Origin of the sequence: Paenibacillus sp. YN15, from assembly GCF_003285005.1 — a bacterium.
Classification (GTDB): Bacteria; Bacillota; Bacilli; order Paenibacillales; family NBRC-103111; genus Paenibacillus_AR.
Genome location: NZ_QMFA01000040.1, coordinates 42110 through 63136, shown reverse-complemented (window position 1 = coordinate 63136; position 21027 = coordinate 42110). Strand labels below are relative to the sequence as shown.

Sequence of the window (21027 nt, the reverse complement as noted above, 5' to 3'; positions counted from 1 at the left end):
GCGACCAGCGCCGCTATTGGGGCCATTTTGCCGCCTTCCGGCCTAAATGGAGAGAAATAACGGCCGCTGCTTCCGTTACAATTTCCGATGGGCCTTTTTACCCCGAATAGCGGCTCTCCCCGCCGCTAGAAGCAGAGCCCGCAGAACCCGCCTCCTACAGCCGGATCAACCTGGCTTCGTCGAAGAAATAGACTGCCAGCTCATCCGGTTTTCTGCCCCATATATCCGTTACCGCCCGCTCATACAGCTTCAGTTGAACCCTGTACCGCTCCGCCAGCTCCCGGTCGGACCGCCCCGCGGTGCGGTCCGTCTTATAATCCAGCAGCACCAGCCGCCCATCGCTGTCTGCAAACAGACAATCGATAATCCCCTGGAGCAGCACCAGCTCCCCGGCCGCCTGCGGCGCGCAATCCGGATAAAGCTCCCCCGCCTCCAGGCCCAGGGTAAAGGCCAGCTCCCGCCGGACCTCCTTGGACAAGGCCAGCCTGCGGCCCACATCGGTGGCGAAGAAGGCGGCGATTACCCGCGCATCCAGTGCCTCCCGGTCGGACGGGTTGATAAAGCCCGCTTCCGCCAAACGGTCCAGCGTTCCCTCAATGTCTGCGGGCGGCCCGGAGCCGTCCAGAGGCATATGCTGCATGGCCGTATGATAGAGGACACCCGTCTCCGCCGCAGACAGCTTGCGGGACTTGCGGAAGCGGGGCGTCCGGTACAGCAGGGACTCCCCGCCTCCGGCTTCATAACCGCCGCGGCGGATTTCCGCCGCAGCCTGGGGAGGAAGCCACAGGCCCAAGCCCGGTATGCTTTCCTCCGCTTCCGTAATGCTCAGGATTCTCCGCGCCTCCAGCCGCTTCAGCTCGGTAACCGAGGTTTTGGTAAGAATCGCCCCCGCATCGGGATTGGGATACACCCATCCCAACCGCCGGCTCACCTCTTCCCGCAGGCTTCCATCCGGCACAGGCACAGGCATAGGCTCCAGCGTCCGCACCGCCTCCATCAGCTTATCGGCAAACCCGTCAGCCGCCTCGGCAGCTGCTGCGCCCAAGCCGCTTAATGTCGCCGCATGGACCGTATGCACCTGCCACGGAGCAAGGACAGCTCCGGCCGCCAGAACCGCAGGCAGCACCCAATCCAGATAGGAGCGGGCCGACGCCAGCAAATAATCCGGCAGGGGCGGAAGATCAGCCGCATACGGCGCACCGTTTCCCGCACATGAAGCAGATCCCTGCTCCGCGCCCGCGCCTGTTCCGGCAGCACCGTCCCAGGGCTGCGCCCGGGTTTCGCCGCCCCTGCGAAGCCCCACTGTCACTCCCGGCTCCATGTCTGCTCCGCCAACGCCACCGCTCTGCGGCTCCGCGCCTTCACCTGCTCCCGCCTTGCCCCCCGCCGCCTCCAGACGCTTGGCTGCCGATGGCACCGTACCCACCAGCACCAGCTTTTCCTTGGCCCGGGTCAGAGCCACATACAGCACCCGCATTTCCTCCGCCAGCGTCTCCATCCGCAAACGGCGGCGTATAGCCAGTTGAGGCAGGGTGGGATACACCGCCTGCAGCTCCTCGTCCTTATAGCGGGGACCAAAACCCAGCTCCTTATGGATCAGGAAGGAGCCGTTCAGGTCCATCATATTGAAGCCTTTGGCCGTTCCGCCCACAAACACCACCGGAAATTCCAGCCCCTTGCTTTTGTGGATGGACATGATCCTGACAATATCCTCCTGCTCGCCAAGAGTCCGGGCAGTTCCCAGATCGCCGCCGCTCTCCCGCATCCGCTCCACAAAACGCAGGAAACGAAACAGGCCGCGGAAGGAGGTCCGCTCATACTGCCTTGCCCGGTCATACAGGGCCCGGAGATTGGCCTGGCGCTGGGTGCCCCCGGGCAGTCCGCCCACATAATCGAAATAGCCGGTCACCCGGTAAATATCCGCAATCAGGGCGGACAAATCCCCCTGCACCGCATCCCGGCGCCAGACGGCCAAGCGCTCCCGGAACTGCTTCAGCTTGCCCTGCAGCCCCAACGTATTCTGACGCTCCGCGGCGGAAGCAGCCGTTTCGCGGCACGCCGCCCCGCCTGCGGATACGCCGTACGGGAGCAGAATGGGAGAAACCGCAGGATTCCCATCTGCTTCATCCCGCAGCCCGTCCTCAGACTGCAGCTCCTCCTCAGCCTGTCTGTACCACGCCTCCAACGCTCCGTAATAATCCCCTTGCCGGTCCGCCAGCCGGATTTGCGCCAGCTCATCCGCCGACAGCCCCACCAAAGGCGAACGAAGCACGGCTGCCAGAGGAATATCCTGCCTGGGATTGTCGATAACCTTCAGCAGAGACAGCATGGTTTCCACTTCCGTGGCGGTAAAATAGCCCGTATCGATGTCCGCATAAGCGGGAATCCCCATCAGGGCCAGCTCCTCCATAAACACCGGAGCCCAGCCCCGGGTGGCCCGCAGCAAAATCACCACATCCCGGAAGCGGGCGGGCCTGCGGCTGCCATCCCGCTCCGCCACAGGAAACGGCGCTCCGCCGTCCATTCCCGTCAGCGCCCGGATGCGGCTGCCGATATAGCGCGCCTCCAACTGGGCCGTTTCCAGCTCCTCCCGCTCGGTTTCCCAAGGGTTTTTGCCGTTTGCTCCATCTCCCCCGCCCGGCAGGCCGGAAAAGTCTTCCTCCCCGTCCGCAGCCGTATCCGTCTCGCCGCTTCCCCCGGCTCCCTCCGGCGAAGCATCCGATTTGTCCAGCAGAACCAGCTCCGCAGCATAATCCGGCCCGGCGGCAGCAGCGTCCGCAGCCCCGTCATGCTCCGGAAAACCGGCGCCGTACACCAGCTCCGCATCCCGGCCATAATCCATCTCCGCCACAGCCATGCGCATCACCCGCCGGAACAGCACATTCACCGCATCCACCACCTGGCGGCGGCTGCGGAAATTCCGGGCCAGATCAATCCGCTCCCCCGGTGCGGAAGCGCCGCCTCCCGGCAGGTACTTCCTGTACTTGGCCAGGAACAGGCCGGGCTCCGCCAGCCGGAAGCGGTAGATGCTCTGCTTCACGTCCCCTACCATAAACCGGTTGCCAGGCAGCGGCCGGGAGATCAGTCCAACAATGGTTTCCTGCACCAGATTGGTGTCCTGGTACTCGTCCAGCATCACTTCCACAAACTGCTCCCGGTAAGCCAAGGCCGCAGCCGTGGGCGCAAGCTCCGCCCCGTCCTCACCGGCCGGTTTGCCCAGAATAGCCAGGCACATATGCTCCAAATCGGCAAAATCCAGCAGTCCCTTGTCCCGTTTGGCTGCCCCGTAGCGCTCCGCAAACTCCGCCGTCAAGCGGCACAGCTCGTCCACCACGGGAGCCAGCCGCCCAAGCTCGGCCAGATACTCCTCCGGCGTGCGCACAAACAGCTCCTCCCGCAGCTTCTGGAGCTTTTCCTTGGCTTCGCCGCGCAGGTCCTTGACCCGCTCCTGGAGCTCCTTGTCCAGACTGTCGCCCTTAACAGGCTTCAGCCGCCCGAAGGCCACCGCTCCGAAGGCTTCGTACAACGCCGTCCAGCCCTGCTGCCCGGCGGCGGCCGCAGCCGACACCGAACGCAGCTCCTCCTCCAGGTTGGCCGCATAAGGCGCCGGTCCTCCAGGCATCCCGCAAAGCGCCAGAGCCTCACCCAGCAATGCAGCCGCCCCGTCCAGCTCCAGGGACACATCCTTTAGAAGCGAGACAAACCAGGGGTGAGCGTCCAGCGCCTCCTGCACTCCGTCGGCGCCGCCCTCCCCGGCCTTCACCTGGAACATGCCCGCCATGGCCGCAAGCCACCGGTCCGGAAAGGGATGGCTCCGGGAGGCCTCGTACAGCCGCTCCACCAGCGCCAACAGAGCCGCGTCGCTGCGGTCTCCCCCGTACCAATCCGCCAGCGTCCAGAAGGGATGCCCCTCGGGCGCTTCGCCGTAGCGCTCCTCCAGAAGCGCCTCCAGCTCCTCCTGACGGATCAGGGCCGCTTCCGTATCATCCGCCACCCGGAACCCCGGGTCCAGGCCGATGGTATGAAAATAGCGCCGGATCACCTCCATGCAAAAGGAATGCAGCGTGGTGATGGAGGCTCTGTTCAGCAGGGAAAGCTGCCGCTTCAGATGGGCCGAATCCGGCAGGCCGTAAAGGGCCTTCTCCAGCGCCTCGCCAATCCGCTGCCGCATTTCCGCCGCAGCCGCCTTGGTGAAGGTCGCCACCAAAAGCCGGTCCACATCCACCGGGTCCTCCTCATCGGACACCCGGCGGATAATCCGCTCCACCAGCACTGCCGTTTTGCCGGAGCCGGCCGCCGCCGCTACCAGCAGGTTCCGCCCCCGTCGGGCCACCGCCCGCCACTGGCTGTCCGTCCATTTGCTTCCGGGAGGCTTCTCGGGAAATCCGGCGGAAGCCTCCAGAAAGCCATTTCCCGCGGGAACCTCCCTATCTGCCGAATCCGTCATGGCTTATCCCTCCTCTTCCGCTCTCCTGCTCCTCCGGCGCCGTTTCCTCCAGAGCCAGCCATATATCGTTTTTGCCGTATTGGCGCATGGTCCGTTCCTTATTGCCCGCAAGCGTCGGGTCAAAGCTGCACACCGGGCGGTAGGGGCAGAAGGCGCAGGCGGTTTTTTTGCCCAACCGGTAGGGCTCCGCTTCCACTCTTCCCCCGAGAATATCCGTGCCGATCTGCCGGACGGCTCCGCGCACATGGGTGCGCAGCTTCTGCCAGCCCGCTTCCGTGGCTACCGAGGCGCTTTTGTAGAAGGTGCCGTCGGTCTTCATGGCAACGGGAATCAGATCGGAGTACCCGCCCTTTTCCTGCAAGCTTTTGTCCATCAAAAATACAGTTTCCGCATCGGCCGTCACCAGGCCCCTGGTTTTGTACTGCTTGCGCGCCGCCGCCCGGGCTTCTTCCTGATTAGGCTTGTTCCGGCAGGCCAGGAGCGGATTATGCACATGGAAATACAGCACACCCGCCGGATGGGCAGGCTCGCCCAGCCATAAAGGAGCATGGGTCAGCACCACGTCCAGATAGGTCAGCATCTGCAGGGACAGCCCGTGGTAGACCTCAGGCAGGCGAAGCATGGTAGGGCTTGATTTGTAGTCCATGATCCGCAGCAGCATCCCTTTGTCGTTGTAAGCCCGGTCCACCCGGTCGATGCGCCCGACCAACTCCATGGCATGGCCGTTCGGGAGGGGCAGCACCAAAGCAGGCAGCTCCTCCCCGGGGCCAAACCCCACCTCCAGCCCTACCGGCACAAACGCCCCTCTGCGGGCATGTTCGGCCAAGGCCGCCGAGGTTTTGGACAGAATGCCCTTCAAGCGGTGAGCCATATATTTGTAGCGGGAGGTGCTGGACAAAATCTCGTTCTGCAGTCTCGGGGACAGCAAATCCACCAGCCCGTTGATCCGAAGAATAATCTCCTCCTCGGTCAGCATGCCCCAGTCCAGTTGTTCCGCAGAAAGCTGCCTGGCAAAGCCGCTTAAGGCCGCATGGTACAGCTGCCCGATGTCGGGCGCCTCCAGCCGGTAAATCCTGCGCTCCCGCAGTCTCAGCCCGTAAGCGGCAAAGTGGGAAAAGGGACAGGCGGCAAACCGTTCCATCCGGGAAACGCTGGCCCGGAGGTTGTCGCCGAACAAGAGCAGAGACGTACCGGCAGACAGGGGCTCCTCCCGGTTGAAGTAAAACAGCGAGCGGGAGGAAGCCGCCAGCCGGTTCCTCCATTCCGCTTTTCCCAGCAGCCAATTGTATACCAAAATCCATACCGGGGAAACGCTCTTCCCCTGCTTGGCTTCCCGCAGTTGGGCCACCGTATCCGCCACCGTTCTGCCTGGCGAGGCCACAAACTCCAGTTGGTCGGCATCGGGCATAGCCGCATGGGGCCGCGCTTCCGCAAAGGTTGGTTTGACTGTCGGCAACAGCCAGCCGATCTGCTTCACCACCTCAGAGGGAAGCAGCGTTTTGCCTTCCTCGTCGGCCAGGGCATAGCTCACGTAGAGCAGGTCCGTAGGAGCGCAGAGAACTGTATAAATGAGATACTGCTCGTCCAAAAGACGCCTGCGGCCGCTGTCAGCCATAGGCACGCCCTGGTCCAGCAAAAATTCCCGCTCATTCTCGGCAATGATGCCGTCGTCGTTGATTTTCTGGGGAAGCACGCCGTCATTGGCCCCCAGCACAAACACCGCCTTCACCTGGGCGGAGCGGGTCCGGTCGATGGTGCCTACCAGCACCTGGTCCACCGCCGGCGGAACCAGCCCCATACGCAGGCTGTCCAGCCCCGTCTCCATCAGGCGGGCGAACAGCTCCGGCTTCATGGGCTCCTCATCCAGCAGCTCGGCCAGCTGGTCCAGCACATCCAAACACAGCTCCCAAATTTGCGAATGCTCTCTGGCCTTCTCCGGACGGCCCTCGGCTACCGCCTCTTGCATCCACAGCTCCAGGCGCTCCGGCACACGCAGCTCCTCCAGGAGCAGGAACAGCGCCTCCGCCATTTCCGGCGCTCCTTCGGCCTGGGCCAGCCGCTTTTGCAGCCGTTCCAGGGGTTCGATAGCCCGACGGGCACATGCCGCAATCATCGGGTCGGCTTCGTTCTCCGCTTGTCCCGTTTCCTCCTCCGCTTTTTCTGCGCCGGCCTCGTCAGCCGCTTCGGGCACCGTATCCTCCAGTGGCGCAAGCTTCCGGAGCCTCCAGCTCCGCTCATCGAGAAAACGCCTGCCGTGTATGCCGTACATCAGCACATAATTTTCAAAGGCATCCCAATCCTCCTGGCGGGGAGCGTCGTCCTCCTCCGGAAAGGGCAGGAAAAAACCGGTTTTGATGCAGCGGAACACCGCTTCATACGGCCAATAACCGCCCACCGCCTCCAATGCGGAGCGGATCAGCTCCGCCAGCGGGTGATGCAGCACCTGGCGCTTGTGGTCCATAAAATACGGAATCCCGCATTCGGAAAATACCGTCTCCAGCAGGTCCGCATACGCCTCCAGGCTGCGCAGCCGGATGGCCATGTCCTGCCAGCGGCAGCCCTTGTCCCGCACCAGCGCGATCATCTGCCTGGCTGCCGCCTCCACCTCGGCCCGGCGGTTTACCGCTCCGCGGACGGCAATCTGCGGAGCCTCGGAAGGGGCAGCGCCATAAACCCGCCGGGCGGAGGAAAGCCTGTGCTCATACTGCCGCTCCAGATGGGCCAGCATGGGACTCCCGGCAAACCGGGGCGGCGCGCCTTTGTCCAGCACCTGCACATCCGCTCTTGGCAGCCCCCGCTCCGCCAGCGCTTCCTGCAGCTTGCGCATGGCATTGGCGGCGGGATGGAACAGATCCAGCTCGCCGGGATGCTCGCCTGCCGCATACGGACGGTTCAGGGTCAAGGTCAGCGTCACGCTCCGGCAATGCTGCGCCAGCACCGCCACCGCCGTCCGCTCCTGGGGGGTAAAGCTGTTGAAGCCGTCGATCCACACCTCGGCGTCCGCCAGCCAGCCGCATTCCCCGGCGCGCTGGGCCAACCGGGTCAGAAACGAATCTCCGTCCAGATATTCCCGCTCCAGCTCCTCTTCGTAGCGCCTGTAAACCAGAATCAGGTCATGGAGCTTGTTATCCAACGCCGCCGCCGAGTCCGGCAGATTTTGGCCAATTTGGCGGTAATAACCCTCCAGATCATCCGGCGTCAGATTATGGCGCTTCCACTCCCCCACAAGACTGTGCAGTTGGTCCACAAAGCCCGTTTTGTCGTAGGCCTGGCGAAACAGCCGCAATTCCTGATTATATTTATGTAAAAGCTTGTGCAGCAGCATTTTCTTGCCCAGATCATCAATAGGGGTGCCGGCGGTTCCGCCCGTTTCCTGCATCACCCGCCACCCCAGGCGGCGGAAGCTTAGAACCTGCGCCCGGATCAGCCCCTTCACCCCAGGCGCTGACACCAAAGCCAGCTCCGCCTGGAAGGTAGCCTGCTCCGGCGCCAGCAGCACCAGGGGATGCCCGTCCGGGCTCTCCTGCAGCCTGCTTTTGATCTCTTCCAGACAAAGTGTGCTTTTTCCGCTGCCCGCCCTGCCAATCACAAACCGCATGCCCATTTGCGTAAACGCTCCTTTACCGCATCGCAGTTCTCCTGCGCCGTTGCTTATTTGAGTCTGTTCCATTATATCATATCACCGTCATGAGAACACATGTTTTGACTTTCCTGGTTTTCCCTGTATGATGGCGATGCGGCATATGCTGCGTTATCATTGACATTGAGAATGGTTATCAATAAAATTCAAATAGAGCATGAGGACAGATCGGAGGGAAAAGGAGGCGCGGCTAAAGAACGATGGATACAGCTGCATATATCAAATTGTGGAATTCCGCACATGTGCGGATCATGGATATCCGGCGGCAAAACCTGCAGCCGGGAAAGACCGTTCCCGCCTTGCTGTTGCCTTCAAGTGCGTATCTGTATGTCACGGAGGGTTCGGCGGATATCCGCATGGACGGAAAATCCTGGATGGCGGGACCTTATTCGGTGGTGCATGGCGGGAAGGGAGCGCATCTGGCTGTCAGGCCGGAGGAAGCGCTATCCTACTATCTTATTCTGTACAAAGCGTCGCTTCCCGTACCCGCCCGCCGCGATCTGTCGGACCTGCTGACGCGCAGCAATCCCTTTCAATCGCAATATGTGCTGCAGGCTTCGCAGCCCCTCTATCTGCTGGACAAGGCGCAGCGGATGCTGGAGCGCTGGCAGGCCGCCGGGGATCTGGACAAGCTTATGGCGCAATCGCTGTTTATACAATTCGTCCACGAGATTATGGGCCAGCTCGGCCGTCAGCAGCTTGCAGCCATTCGCCCCGATCCCGTATCCCAAAGCATCCGCTATATGGAGGAGCATTACCGCGAACCGATCAGTCTGGAGCTGCTGGGGGAGCTGCTCCATTGCAGCCCGCGCCAGCTGCTGCGCAAATTCCGCGATAAACAGGGGCTTTCCCCCATCGATTATTTGATCGGCATCCGGCTGCGCAAAGCGAAGCAATTGCTTGCCGGTACGCAGGCGCAGCTAAAGGAAATCGCCGAAAGTGTGGGTTATGCGGACAGCTACTACTTCAGCCGGCTGTTCAAAAAACATGAGGGCCTGTCTCCCGGCCGCTACCGCGAGCTGTACCGCCCGGCGCGCGGCGGCGAACGTCCGCATTATCCATTGGCCGCGTCGCTATTATCCATTGCCGCAGCCAATGCGCCACGCTATAGTGATAATGAATTTGATAATCATTATCATTATCGTGGAGAGGGAGATTCAACCATGAATTACAGATCAAGAAGAGCTTTGGCGGCGCTTGTGATTTGCCTGTCGCTGCTGTTGGGCGCCTGCGGAAGCGCAGCGCCGGCCGGTTCTCCTGCGGACGCAAGCGCATCGCCGGCCGCGGCCGCAGCGCAGACGGCCCAGGCCGGAACGAATGCAGCCGATGTTTCGCGCACTATCAAACATGCCATGGGTGAGACGACGCTGAAGGGTGCGCCGGAACGCATTGTGATTTTGACCAATGAGGGTACGGAGGCTTTGCTGGCGCTTGGCGTGAAACCGGTAGGCGCCGTGCAATCCTGGTATCAAAAGCCATGGTACAAGCATATCGAGGGGGATATGCGGGATGTGACCGTAGTGGGAGACGAGCTGCAGCCGAATATTGAATTGATCGCAAGCTTGAAGCCGGATCTGATTATCGGCAACAAAGTGAGACAGGAGAAGATATATGAACAGCTGAAGCAAATTGCGCCTACGGTCTTTTCCGAGGATCTTGCCGGGGATTGGAAAATCAACTTCACCTTATATTCCGAAGCGCTGAATCTGGAGGAGCAGGGCAAAAAAATGATGGAGGCCTTCGATCAGCGCGTAAAAGAAGCCAAAGCGAAGCTTGCCGGCAAGCTGGATACCAAGGTATCCGTCGTCCGCTTTTCGCCGACCCAGGTCCGCATCTACCAGAAGCAAACCTTCTCCGGCGTACTCCTTGAGCAGTTGGGCTTTGCCAGACCGGCTGCACAGGATAAGGATAATTTCATTGAGGTCATGTCCAAAGAAACCATTCCGGATATGGACGGCGATGTGATGTTCTATTTTGCCACGGATACGACAGGCGATAATAAGGTCTCCAAGGTTGTGGAGGAATGGATGAATGATCCGCTCTTCAAGAACCTGAACGTATCTAAAAACAACAAGGTAGTGCAGGTAGACGAAGCGGTCTGGAATACGGCGGGCGGTTATGAAGCGGCCAATCTGCTGCTGGATGAGATCGTAGCCTACTTCGAGAAGCATTGAACCGGCTGATGGACAGGCGGGTGACGGGCGGCCGGTTGACGAGCAGGCGGGTGCTGGCGGCAGGACTGGCATTGGTTGTTCTGGCGCTGCTGGCAGCCATGGCCGCCAGTGTCATGTTGGGCGTTCGCATGTTCGGCTTCGGCCAGGTGTGGCAGGCCTACAGCCGGTTCGACGGCTCCAACGGGCATCTGATCATTACCACCAGCCGGGTGCCGAGAACGCTGCTGGCAGCAGCCGTCGGAGCCAGCCTGGCTGTGGCGGGCGCTGTCATGCAGGCGGTCACGCGCAACGATCTGGCGTCGCCCTCCGTACTTGGAATTAACGCCGGGGCATCCCTCTGCGCAGTTGCCGCGCTGGTATGGCTTGGCCCTTCTTTGACCATGAACGGAATGATCCGCTTTGCATTGGGCGGAGCGGCGGCTTCAGCCGCTGTTGTATATGCCCTCGGATTGACGGGCGGCAACCGGCTGGAACCTGCCAGGCTGACGATTGCCGGCTCCACCATCGCCGCTTTTGCGGCCTCCCTGACCTCGGGCCTGATTCTGCTGAACAACCAGTCGCTGGACGATGCTTTGTTCTGGATGCTTGGTTCCGTGTCCGGCAGGAAGCTGGAGCATCTGGAGCAGGTATTCCCTTATATGGCGGCAGGCTGGCTGTTGGCAGGGCTAATCGCGGAGTCGCTTAATGTGCTGACGCTGGGAGAGGATAATGCCAGAGGGCTTGGACTGCGGCTGCGGCTGGTGCAGGCCATCGCCGCTTTGTCCGTTATTCTGTTGGCCGGAAGCTCGGTGGCAGCGGCGGGGCCAATCGCTTTTGTCGGGTTGATGGTGCCCCATCTGTGCCGCTTCTTTACCGGTCCCGATCATAGATGGCTGTTGCCCTGGTGTGCGGCAGCCGGGGCTTTGCTGCTTGTTGCCGCCGACTTGCTGTCCCGGTTCGTGCTGATGCCCAAAGAAGTGCCTGTAGGCATCACCACGGCCTTGATCGGCGTTCCTTTTTTAATTTATGTTGCCAGGAGGCGAAAACATGCGCGCACGGGCATCGTCTAAGCTTGCCGTATTTGCCGCCGCCTCGCTGCTTCTGGCTGCCGTTGCGCTCCTGTCCCTTACCCTTGGCGCCATTGCATTGCCGCCGGTAGACGTGGCCCGGGCGTTGTTCGGTCAGGGAAGTGCTGAGAATAACATGATTGTGCTGCAGCTCAGGCTGCCCCGCGTGCTTGCCGCCATTATGGTGGGAGCGGCGCTGGGAACGGCGGGAGCGCTATTGCAAGGCGTCATCCGCAACCCCCTGGCTTCGCCGGATATTCTCGGAGTAACGGGAGGCGCTTCCGTATTTGTGGTGGGGTTCATGACGATATTTGCCGGCATAAGCATCCATCTGATTCCCTTCATCGCCATGGCCGGAGCCCTCTGTGCAGCTGCGCTTAATTATGCGCTGGCCTGGCGGAACGGGATAGCGCCTGCCCGGCTGGTTATGATCGGCATCGGCCTGTCCACGGCGGCCGGCTCCCTCACAACCTTCCTGCTGATCAGCGGTCCGGCTTATTTGGCCAATCAGATTCTGAACTGGACAACGGGAAGCCTCTACGGCGTCAACTGGTCGTATATCGGCATGTTATGGCCGTGGCTGGCGCTGTTTCTCCCGCTTTCGCTGCTGCTGGCAAACGGTCTGAACGTGCAGGCGCTTGGCGATGAAACCGCCATTGGCCTTGGCAGCCGGCTGCAAGGGAACCGCCTGGCGTCGCTTGCAGTTTGTACAGCGCTGGTGGGTGCGGCGGTGGGCGTGGCCGGGATGTTGTCCTTTATCGGCCTGATGACCCCTCACATGGCGCGCAAGCTGGCCGGGTTATCGTACCACTGCGTGCTTCCGCTGTCGGCGCTGCTGGGCGGTATCATCCTCTTGCTGGCCGATCTGGCAGGCCGGATGCTGTTTGCGCCGCTGGATATACCGGCGGGGGTTTTTACAGCCGGGGTCGGCGCTCCGTTTTTCCTGTACCTGCTGTACAAGACGCGCCGGAGCAGCCCATTGTCCCGCTGAACAAAAGCTTGCAAGCGGCGGGATTAGCTTGACATTCCGGAAAGTCGTGATACACTACCTTTTGAAATGCGAAGGCCCTTTTTTGGGTCTTCGCATTTTTTTTCATCTAAACAGGAGTGTGATTCCAATGTCCAAAGCTTACAACCATTCTTCCGAAGCCATCCGTCTGATTATCCATGCCGACGACTGGGGACAGCATCCGGCTGTTAATCAAGCTATCCATTCCCTGATCCGGCAGCAGGCCGTCACCTCCGCCTCCATGCTGGCGGTCGGCCCTGCGGTTAGGGAGGCATGCCATTTTGCCGCTTTGCACCCCAGCTTTTGCACGGGAGCCCATTTGTCCTTGTCCTTCGGCGATTTCCCTATTGCCCCGGCCCAGTCGGTGACCAGTCTGACGGACAGCGGAGGCGCTTTTTTGAGACCGCTGTCTGCTTTGGAACAAGAGGGGGACCCCGCTGAAATCGAGTTGGAGATGAGTGCGCAAATCCGCTTTCTCCTGGCTGCCGGTATCCGGCTGACCCATTTGGACAGCCACCAGGGCTGCCTGCTTGGCATACACTCCGGCGATGAGCGGCTGTTCCCCGTCATCCGGCAATTATGCCGGGACTATCGCTTGCCCTTCAAGCTGCCCCGGCAAACCGTACATACCCCTGCCCTTCCCCCGGCGGTCCGTACCCGGCTGGGCGGTTTGGTAGATTGGCTGGAGAAGCAGCAGATTCCCTTGATCGATGATCTGATCGTCCCGGACTACCACATTGTTCCAGGCGAGGATTATAACCAGTATAAAAACGGCATACTCCGTGCCTTGCCTACTCTTATGCCCGGCACCATAACAGAGCTGACTCTCCACCCCGCCCTGCCGGACGAGGGGATGAAGGAGGCAGATAGCCATTGGCTCAAACGGGAGTGGGAGTACAGGATCGCGCTGGATGAGGATTTCTGGGGACTGTTGAGGGAGCGCAGCATCATCTTAACCTCCTGGAGCGATTTGATTTGTTGAAGGACGATTGGATGAGACTTGTTGGTTGCAGGCTGTTGGTTTGGTTGTTGGTTTGGTTGTTGGTTTGGTTGTTGGTTTGGTTGTTGGTTTGGTTGTTGGTTTGGTTGTTGAGTTGGCCGTGGAGGTGGTCGTGGATGTCTGGATGGTGGACAACGGAACTCAGCGGCTCTTAAAGGCCGGAATCTGCACTCCCGGCGCTGTAACGGAACTAAAACGCCCTTATTAGGGAAAATCGGGCTAATTCCCCCTATTTTTCTGTAATTCTGTGCTGCAACAGTCGCTAAGTTCCGTTAAATTGGAGAAATGCCCGATTACGGCTCATAACCGTCGCTGAGTTCCGTTACCGCCAAATCCGGCCAAATCGGCCAAATCCACCCCAACACGCCCATCCGTTCCACCCGCGCTTAACCCAACCTCACCAACCTTACCCCAACAAAACAACCCTCCGCCTAAAGCGAAGGGTTGTCCGTTTCATCCGTTTATACAGCCTTGAGCTTAAGCATTGGCCGGGGGAGTGAACACCCGGGTTGCCAGCTCCTGCTCCAAGGCATAAAATGCGCTGCTGTCCTTGTCGATGCGCTTCAGCTTTTGAATCAGCTTCTCGAAGGTATCCTCTTCCTCCACCTGCTCGTCCACGAACCACTTGAGGAAGCCGATGGTGGCATGCTCCCGCTCCTCCATGGCAATGTCCATAAGCTTGTAGAAGCGGCGGGTATTTTCCTTCTCGTGCTTCAAGCCCTTCTTGTAGCAGTCCAGCACCGATTCGTAGCCGTTGAAAATGTCGCCCATCCCGCTGATGGTGGCTCTCGCCCCAACCGCATTGATGTAGTTGTAGATTTTCATGGCGTGGAACCGTTCCTCTTCCGCTTGGACCAGGAAGAAGTTGGCGAATCCGTCCAAATTCTCCGAGGAGCAGTATGCAGCCATAGCCACATACACATGGGCGGAGTAAAACTCGAAATTCAGCTGCTCGTTCAATTCCTTCAACAGATTGTCGCTAACCATTTTCCATTTCCCCTTTCAAGAAGAATTTTTTAAAATTCTGGGGTTCTTTATCTATCTAAACTTTATGATGAACAACTCGTCTGTTTTTGTCAAATTGAACACCCAATTTTATCCTTCGCCTGGTCAGTTATCGCCTGAAGTCTCCGCTTCCGTCCGCCGCCCCCGCTTGCCCTCTACCTCCGGCTGTGCACCTGGAAAATGGCGAATTTCAAATAGTTGCCCTCATCCACCCCGAGAATCTGGGGATGGTCCTTGCCCGCGCCGCGGAACTCCAGAAGACGCAGTATCTTGCCCGCATCCTTGGCCGCCTCCTGGATGGTGGCGAGGAACAGGTCTGGACGCACATGATAGCTGCAACTGGCCGTAACCAGAAAACCGCCTTCATTCACCAGCTTCAGCCCATGCAGGTTAATGTCCTTGTACCCGCGGCAGGCGCCTTCCACCGCTCCCCGGGTTTTGGCAAAAGCCGGAGGATCGAGAATCACTACATCCCAGGTCCGGCCCCCTTGGGCCAGCTTGGCGGAGGTATCCACCTTCTTTTCCCCGGCGGCAGCCCGTTCCTTCCGTTCCTCCAGCCCCTTCACCTGAGCGCGCAAATATTCAAAAGCATCGGCCACCACAAACTCCACCCGGTCCTGGAAGCCGTTTCGTTCCACATTCCGCCGCGCAGACTCCACAGCCAGTTCGGAAATATCCAGGCAGGTCACCTTTTTGGCCCCGAACTTGCAGGCATTCAACGTAAAGCTCCCCGTATGGGAAAAACATTCCAGCACCGTAGCCCCGTCCCAGTAGGGAAAGGTGACCGCCTTGCCGTTGGGATTCACCGGAACAGTCTGCCGGCCGTTCGACCTTTCCCGCTCCTCCAGCCGGATGCCGCTTCTCGCTCCCCAGCCCTTCATCAGAGGGGCAAGCAAAGCCCGGTTGGCCTGCTGGTCGAAGAAGTATCCCGTTTTCTGACCATGGACAATATCCACCTCCAGCAGCAACCCGTTTTCCGTGATCTGCACCTTTTCCGGACAGTCTCCATAGAGAACTCCCGTGCGCTGGCTCAACCCCTCCAGCTCCCGGACAGACACATCGCTGCGCTCATAAATCCCCGCCGGATGGAATACCTCCGCAAGCGCCGCCGTAATCAGCTCCCGGCGAAGGTCCATGCCCAGGGTGAGAATCTGCACCACCAGAATATCCCCGAAGCGGTCCACCACAAGGCCGGGCAGGAAATCCGCCTCCCCGTACACCGCCCGGTAAGCGGCGGCGCCGGGCAGAAACCGCTCACGAAGCTCCCGGCAGCGAACCAGACGCTCCGTCAAAAGCTCCTTGGTCAGCTCCTCCAAAGGCTCGTAGCCCACCACCCGCACCCGAATCTGCGAGGCTTCGTTATAGTAGCCGGAAGCCAGGAACTGTCCCGCATGGGTGCGGACATGGACCAGCTCTCCCGGACCCGGCTCCCCTTCCACCCGCTCAATCTCATTGGCATACACCCACGGATGCCCTTCCTCCAGCCGCTTCTTGCGCTTCCGTACCAAATAAACAGACGCTGCCATTCAAACCTCTCCTGTCCCTCATACCCAATTTATGCGCCCAGACCGGACAAACCCAACATGTCCGGCCACGGCTTGTCATACATATAACCATACATCTTCCACACCTGAAGCCGTTAGCCCCCAGTTAGAAAGGAGCAGGATTTCTTTGTTCTCACTCATTATTCTGCCGATGGCGGCGGGTTTAACCATCTTCCTCTTCGGCATGAAGGCCATGGAATGGGCGCTGCACAGCTGGGCCGGACACTACCTTCAGACGATTCTGGAGCGCTTCACCCGCACTCCCGCCAGAGGCCTTGTAACCGCAACGGGAATAACGGCCGTTCTGCAAAGCAGCACCGCCGTCACCGTCATCACCATCGGCCTGGTCAACGCCGGGGTCATGAAATTCCCCCAGACTCTGGGCATTATTCTGGGCAGCAATATCGGCACCTGCATGACCACCGAGCTGGTGGGCCTGGATTTGACCCGGCTGGCGCTGCCCATCCTGCTTGGAGCCGCCGTGTTCTGGTTCAGCGCCCTGAGCCTGCCGGACCGCCGTTTTTCCTCCAGCCGGCTGCGCTCCCTGCGGCTAGCCCCCATCGCTGTGATGGGCTTTGCCTGTGTGCTCCTGGGGATGCAGGTGATGCAAAGCATCACCCCCGCCTTACAATCCATGGGCATGCTGGGCTGGTTCGTCCAGAAGGCCCAGGAAAGCCTGTTCTGGGGCGTGATGGCCGGAGCCGCCGTAACCGCCCTGCTCCACAGCGGAGCCGTGACCATCGCCATGACCATGGGGCTGGCCTCCATTCAGGCCATCACCCCGGAGCTGGGCATCGCCATCGTCATCGGCGCCAATATCGGCACCTGCGTCACCGCCCTGATCGCCAGCATCGGCGGCTCCCGCTTCGGCCTGTATGTAGCCTGGTCGCATATCCTGCTTAACGCCGGCGGCGCGCTTCTGTTCTTCCCGCTTACCGGCGTGCTGGACCGTCTGACCGCGCTGCTCACCACAGACCCCGCCGCCCAAATCGCCCATGCCCAGACCATCTTCAATATCGTCTGCTCGCTTATCGCGCTGCCGCTATGCTACCTGCCCGGCTTGCGCCGCATCCAACCCGATGCCGCTTCCCCGCCGCAGGTTTAGGAAGCACCGCTGCGGCGAAGGGGCTTTGCCGGTCAGTAGCCGCTGCCGCCTGCCGTTCCGGATACAATGGCCACGCCGGAGCTGGTGCCCAGGCGGGTTGCGCCCGCTTCGATCATTAGGAGCGCAGCCGCTCTGTCCCGCACGCCCCCTGATGCCTTAACCCCGATATGAGGCGAAACGGAGGCGCGCATCAGCCGGATATCCTCCACTGTCGCTCCACCCGGTCCGAAGCCGGTGGAGGTTTTCACATAATGGGCTCCGGCCTGCTCCGAAATCCGGCAAGCCGCTTCCTTTTGCTTATCGTTCAGGAAGCCGGTTTCGAAGATCACCTTCACAATGGCGCTGCCTTCTACAGCCTTCACCACCTGGCGGATGTCATCCTCCACCAGGTCCAGACGGCCCTCCAGCAGTTGGCCGATCTGCAGCACCATGTCGATTTCGTTGGCGCCTTGCTCTACGGCGTCAGCCGCCTCCGCCGCCTTTGCCCGGGACGTGTTGGCCCCCAGGGGAAAACCGCAGACCACGCTGATTTTAACCTGCGAGCCCTTCAGCAGTTCCTTGCAATAAGGAACCCAAACCCCGTTGACGCACACACTGTAAAAGCCATGCTCCACCGCCTCCCGGCACAGCTTCTCGATTCCGGGCGCTGTAGCATCCGCCTTTAACAGCGTATGGTCGATATATCCCGCCAAATTAACGGATTCCATCGTTTCGCTTCATCCCTTTCTCGTCATATCCCAATTCCCACAACGCCTTGTGCAGGATGGAATCATTGTTGGCATAGCCGTTTTTCCGTTGCCGCCGGGCCGCATCCGGCACCTCCAGCCACTCTACCCCGCGGATTTCCTCCAGCTGGGGCTTGAGCCTGCCTCCTGCCGCCTCCACCAGATAATAATGGACCTCCTTATGGACAAGCCCTATCCGCGGAAGCTGGTACTGGTACCGGATCACATCCAGCGGCTTCACAATGCGGCCCGTAATCCCCGTCTCCTCCCGGATTTCCCGGAGCGCGGTTTCCTCGATGGTTTCGCCGGGCTCCATCTTTCCTTTGGGAAGGGTAATTTTCCCGTACCGGTCCTGAATCAGCTGGATTTGCTGGCGTCCTTCGAAGTTCCGGTACACCACTCCTCCGGCGGATATTTCCTTCACGCTTTTATTCATCCCCTTACTGCAAACTTTAAAACCTGTCTTCAACGAAATCCGGCCGGCACTGCATCCTTGAGCAGAACGCCGCGGCAATAAGGGATTTCCGCTTCAGTCAAACGCACCTGCACCATCCGCCCTGCCAGCTCCTTGGGGCCGCTGAAGGCAACATGCAAATAATTGTCCGAGTGGCCGATCAGCTCCACATCCCCGTCGCCTTCATAGGAGCCCATCTCCGGAATAACCTCCAGGATTTCTCCGGCAAACCGCCTGGAATAGTCCAGCCGCATCCGGGAGGACAGCTCCATCAGCAAGCCGACCCGCCGGTTCTTCTCCTCCTCCGGAATCTGCCCGTCCATACGTGCCGCAGGTGTGCCCGTCCGTTTGGAATAGGGGAAAATATGCATATCCGCAAACCGCATCTGCTCCATAAAATGCAGGCCGCTCTCAAACATCTCCGCGGTTTCGCCGGGAAATCCGGTGATCACATCCGTGGTCACCGCCACATCGGGCATAGTCTGGTGGATCAGCTCCAGCTTGCGGCCATATTCCGCAGTGGTGTATTTCCGGCGCATGGCGGACAGCACCGCATCGTCTCCCGCTTGCAGCGGAATATGCAAGTGGCGGCACATCTTGGAGGAGGAGCCCAGCACGTCCAGAATCTCCCGGTCAATCTGGCTGGCCTCAATGGAGCTAATGCGGATTCGCTTCAAACCGTCCACCTTATCCAGATCCCGAAGCAGCATAGCCAGGCTGTAGCCGTCCAGATCCTCCCCGTAGCCGCCGGTATGAATCCCGGCCAGCACAATCTCCTGGTAGCCTGTCTCCACCAGCTGCCGGGCCTGGGCCAGCACACTTTCCGGCTTGCGGCTGCGAAGTAGCCCCCTGGACCAGGGAATAATGCAGAAGGTACAAAAGTTGTTGCAGCCCTCCTGGATTTTCAGAAACGCCCGGGTATGTCCGGTAAATTCGGGAACGTCCAGCTCCTCGAACTCCCGGGTTTTCATAATATTGCGGACGGCGTTGATAGGCGCCCTCTCCGCCTGGTATTTATGCACCAGCTCCATGATCTTGTCACGGTCCTGGGTGCCGATGACAATATCCACCCCGGGAATGGCGGCAATCTCCGCGGGAGCGGTCTGGGCGTAGCAGCCGGTAACGGCAATAATCGCCTCGGGATTGCGGCGGATGGCGCGGCGGATGGCCTGGCGGCTTTTTTTGTCCCCCGTATTGGTCACCGTACAGGTATTAATCACATAAACATCCGCCGTTTCCTCAAAATCCGCCTTCTCATAACCCTCATTGCGGAAGAGCTGCCAGATCCCTTCCGTCTCATAAAAATTCACCTTGCAGCCCAAGGTATGAAACGCAACCTTCGCCATCAGCCCTTCACCCCCATTTCTCCCGATTCATACATGATACAGGTCAACGCCGCCATTGCGGCCGTTTCAGTCCGCAGAATCCGCTTGCCCAGGCTGATGCTCCGGCAGCCGGCCGCCTCCGCCTCCGCCGCCTCCTGCTCCGTAAAGCCGCCCTCCGGTCCAACCATGACCAGAATCCTTGGACGGCGCCCGTCCGCTGAAGGAACGGCCAATTGCTTCGCCAGCAGCTCCCGCAGGGCAAACCCGCTCTCCAGCTCATAACAAAAGAGAGCCAGATCCGTTTCCTTCGCCAGCTCCAGAAGCCGCTTCCAGCCTACCGGCCCGTCTATGGCCGGAATCCGGTTGCGGTGCGCCTGCTCCGCCGCTTCCTTGGCGATTTTGGCCCAACGCTCCAGCCGTTTGGCTTCTTTTTTCTCATCGTATTGCACAACAGTCCGTTTGGACAAAAAGGGAATAAACCGGTCTGCTCCCAGCTCGGTACACTTCTGGATCACCGTCTCCAGCTTATCTCCCTTGGGCAGGCTTTGGGCAATCCATACCTCTACGGCCGCCTCCCTGTCCATGGGAAGCTCCCGCACCACCTGGGCCTCCACCAGCCCCTTGTCAATAACCGATACCCGGACCAGCACCTCCCGGTCCAAGCCGTTTGTGACAATGATCTCCTCGCCGGGTTCGGCGCGCATCACCTTGGCCAGATGATGGGCGTCTTCGCCGATCAACCTGGCCAGGCCTCCTGCCAATTGCTCCGGCGGCACAAAATAACGTTGCATGGCCTACGCCTGCCTTTCTTGTTGAAAAACAATCCCCCAAATGAAATTTAAAGCATTAGAATGCCGATTTTGGACAGCTGCCCCTGGTCTCCGAACAGCATCACAAAAATCTGGTTCATTCCTCTCAGCAAGTCCCACCGCAAATCCAGGATGGGTCCCAGGGTAACGCTGTACAACGGATGGATCAGCACAATCACAAGAAAAACCAAAACCGCATACTGCTCAAAGGTCCGCATCCGCTCCCGCCATTGAATCGGCAGGAATTCATAAATAATCCGGTAGCCGTCCAGCGGCGGCAGCGGCAGGAGGTTAAAAATAAACAACCCCAAATTGAGCAGGATGTGGATTTGCAAAAAGAGGGAAACTGCCTTGAGCACACCTATCGACATGCCGTCATAGGCGTGAAAGTGGGCCAGCAGGAAGACCGTCAGCATTCCCAGCACCGCCAGCAGCAGATTGGACAGCGGGCCGGCTACGGAAACCAGCACGCTTGCAAGCCGCGGTTTTTTGAAGAAGCTGGAGCGGATCAGGACAGGCTTGGCCCAGCCGAAGCCGGCCAGAAGGACCAGCAGAATGCCCATGATGTCAATATGGCCCCGGGGATTCAGGCTCAGCCGGCCCATGGACCGGGGAGTCGGGTCCCCGAAGCGGTCTGCCACATAAGCGTGGGCAAATTCATGCAGCGTAAACGCCAGCACAGTGGCAATCAGAAAAAACGGCAGCTCGCCAAAATCAATGCCGAACAGATTATTCATCCCTCAC

15 protein-coding genes are annotated in these 21027 nt (G+C 60.0%); 6 read left to right on the top strand and 9 right to left on the bottom strand.

Annotated features, from left to right (window positions below; all coding sequences use genetic code 11):
* Positions 1-154: 154 nt before the first annotated feature.
* Together DQG13_RS24450 and addB are read right to left on the bottom strand one after the other, a co-directional pair.
* Positions 155-4447, bottom strand: a complete 4293-nt coding sequence (locus tag DQG13_RS24450) for a UvrD-helicase domain-containing protein (RefSeq protein ID WP_113022794.1) — start codon at positions 4445-4447, stop codon at positions 155-157.
* Positions 4428-8051, bottom strand: coding sequence for a helicase-exonuclease AddAB subunit AddB (gene addB, locus DQG13_RS24445; RefSeq protein WP_113022793.1), 3624 nt, complete (start codon positions 8049-8051; stop codon positions 4428-4430). The genes DQG13_RS24450 and addB overlap by 20 nt, the downstream gene beginning before the upstream one ends.
* 236 nt (positions 8052-8287) lie before the next feature.
* Between addB and DQG13_RS24440 the strand changes: the two genes are divergently transcribed.
* From DQG13_RS24440 to DQG13_RS24420, 5 genes are all read left to right on the top strand, one after another.
* Entirely contained in the window at positions 8288-10261 is a 1974-nt protein-coding gene (locus DQG13_RS24440; RefSeq protein ID WP_258525843.1) for an AraC family transcriptional regulator, read from the top strand.
* A complete protein-coding gene (locus tag DQG13_RS24435; protein ID WP_258525842.1) occupies positions 10258-11310 on the top strand; it encodes a FecCD family ABC transporter permease in 1053 nt (350 codons plus the stop codon). Before DQG13_RS24440 ends, DQG13_RS24435 begins: the two co-directional genes overlap by 4 nt.
* Positions 11288-12298, top strand: a complete 1011-nt coding sequence (locus DQG13_RS24430) for a FecCD family ABC transporter permease (protein WP_113022792.1) — start codon at positions 11288-11290, stop codon at positions 12296-12298. Before DQG13_RS24435 ends, DQG13_RS24430 begins: the two co-directional genes overlap by 23 nt.
* A 127-nt stretch (positions 12299-12425) precedes the next feature.
* The gene (locus DQG13_RS24425; RefSeq protein ID WP_113022791.1) at positions 12426-13298 is read left to right on the top strand and encodes a carbohydrate deacetylase; all 873 of its coding nucleotides are present in this window, start codon (positions 12426-12428) and stop codon (positions 13296-13298) included.
* A 25-nt stretch (positions 13299-13323) separates the two neighbouring features.
* Positions 13324-13524, top strand: coding sequence for a hypothetical protein (locus DQG13_RS24420; RefSeq protein WP_113022790.1), 201 nt, complete (start codon positions 13324-13326; stop codon positions 13522-13524).
* 269 nt (positions 13525-13793) lie between these two features.
* Here the strand turns inward: DQG13_RS24420 and DQG13_RS24415 are convergent, their stop codons facing one another.
* Complete coding sequence (locus DQG13_RS24415) at positions 13794-14303, bottom strand: ferritin (protein ID WP_113022789.1); 510 nt, start codon at positions 14301-14303, stop codon at positions 13794-13796.
* A gap of 173 nt (positions 14304-14476) precedes the next feature.
* Positions 14477-15847 (bottom strand): class I SAM-dependent rRNA methyltransferase, encoded by a 1371-nt coding sequence (locus DQG13_RS24410; protein ID WP_113022788.1) that lies wholly within the window; start codon positions 15845-15847, stop codon positions 14477-14479.
* A gap of 145 nt (positions 15848-15992) precedes the next feature.
* Here DQG13_RS24410 and DQG13_RS24405 point away from each other — a divergent pair, with 145 nt between their 5' ends.
* A complete protein-coding gene (locus DQG13_RS24405) occupies positions 15993-16970 on the top strand; it encodes a Na/Pi cotransporter family protein (protein ID WP_113022787.1) in 978 nt (325 codons plus the stop codon).
* A gap of 32 nt (positions 16971-17002) precedes the next feature.
* Here DQG13_RS24405 and deoC read toward each other — a convergent pair whose 3' ends face one another.
* From deoC to DQG13_RS24380, 5 genes are read right to left on the bottom strand one after another with little or no spacing between them, the layout of a single operon-like run.
* Complete coding sequence (gene deoC, locus DQG13_RS24400) at positions 17003-17677, bottom strand: deoxyribose-phosphate aldolase (RefSeq protein ID WP_113022786.1); 675 nt, start codon at positions 17675-17677, stop codon at positions 17003-17005.
* Entirely contained in the window at positions 17664-18131 is a 468-nt protein-coding gene (locus tag DQG13_RS24395; protein WP_113022785.1) for an NUDIX hydrolase, read from the bottom strand. The genes deoC and DQG13_RS24395 overlap by 14 nt, the downstream gene beginning before the upstream one ends.
* Positions 18132-18160: 29 nt before the next feature.
* Complete coding sequence (mtaB, locus tag DQG13_RS24390) at positions 18161-19495, bottom strand: tRNA (N(6)-L-threonylcarbamoyladenosine(37)-C(2))-methylthiotransferase MtaB (RefSeq protein ID WP_113022784.1); 1335 nt, start codon at positions 19493-19495, stop codon at positions 18161-18163.
* Positions 19495-20265 (bottom strand): 16S rRNA (uracil(1498)-N(3))-methyltransferase, encoded by a 771-nt coding sequence (locus tag DQG13_RS24385; RefSeq protein ID WP_113022783.1) that lies wholly within the window; start codon positions 20263-20265, stop codon positions 19495-19497. Before DQG13_RS24385 ends, mtaB begins: the two co-directional genes overlap by 1 nt.
* Before the next feature lie 47 nt (positions 20266-20312).
* Entirely contained in the window at positions 20313-21020 is a 708-nt protein-coding gene (locus tag DQG13_RS24380) for a site-2 protease family protein (protein ID WP_113022782.1), read from the bottom strand.
* Positions 21021-21027: the final 7 nt, after the last annotated feature.

Coding starts and splice junctions, on each gene's coding strand:
- DQG13_RS24415 (WP_113022789.1), bottom strand. CDS start 14,303: ATGGTTAGCGACAATCTGTTGAAGGAATTGAACGAGCAGCTGAATTTC.
- deoC (WP_113022786.1), bottom strand. CDS start 17,677: ATGGAATCCGTTAATTTGGCGGGATATATCGACCATACGCTGTTAAAG.
- mtaB (WP_113022784.1), bottom strand. CDS start 19,495: ATGGCGAAGGTTGCGTTTCATACCTTGGGCTGCAAGGTGAATTTTTAT.
- DQG13_RS24395 (WP_113022785.1), bottom strand. CDS start 18,131: ATGAATAAAAGCGTGAAGGAAATATCCGCCGGAGGAGTGGTGTACCGG.
- DQG13_RS24450 (WP_113022794.1), bottom strand. CDS start 4,447: ATGACGGATTCGGCAGATAGGGAGGTTCCCGCGGGAAATGGCTTTCTG.
- DQG13_RS24380 (WP_113022782.1), bottom strand. CDS start 21,020: ATGAATAATCTGTTCGGCATTGATTTTGGCGAGCTGCCGTTTTTTCTG.
- DQG13_RS24440 (WP_258525843.1), top strand. CDS start 8,288: ATGGATACAGCTGCATATATCAAATTGTGGAATTCCGCACATGTGCGG.
- DQG13_RS24425 (WP_113022791.1), top strand. CDS start 12,426: ATGTCCAAAGCTTACAACCATTCTTCCGAAGCCATCCGTCTGATTATC.
- DQG13_RS24430 (WP_113022792.1), top strand. CDS start 11,288: ATGCGCGCACGGGCATCGTCTAAGCTTGCCGTATTTGCCGCCGCCTCG.
- DQG13_RS24385 (WP_113022783.1), bottom strand. CDS start 20,265: ATGCAACGTTATTTTGTGCCGCCGGAGCAATTGGCAGGAGGCCTGGCC.
- DQG13_RS24410 (WP_113022788.1), bottom strand. CDS start 15,847: ATGGCAGCGTCTGTTTATTTGGTACGGAAGCGCAAGAAGCGGCTGGAG.
- addB (WP_113022793.1), bottom strand. CDS start 8,051: ATGGGCATGCGGTTTGTGATTGGCAGGGCGGGCAGCGGAAAAAGCACA.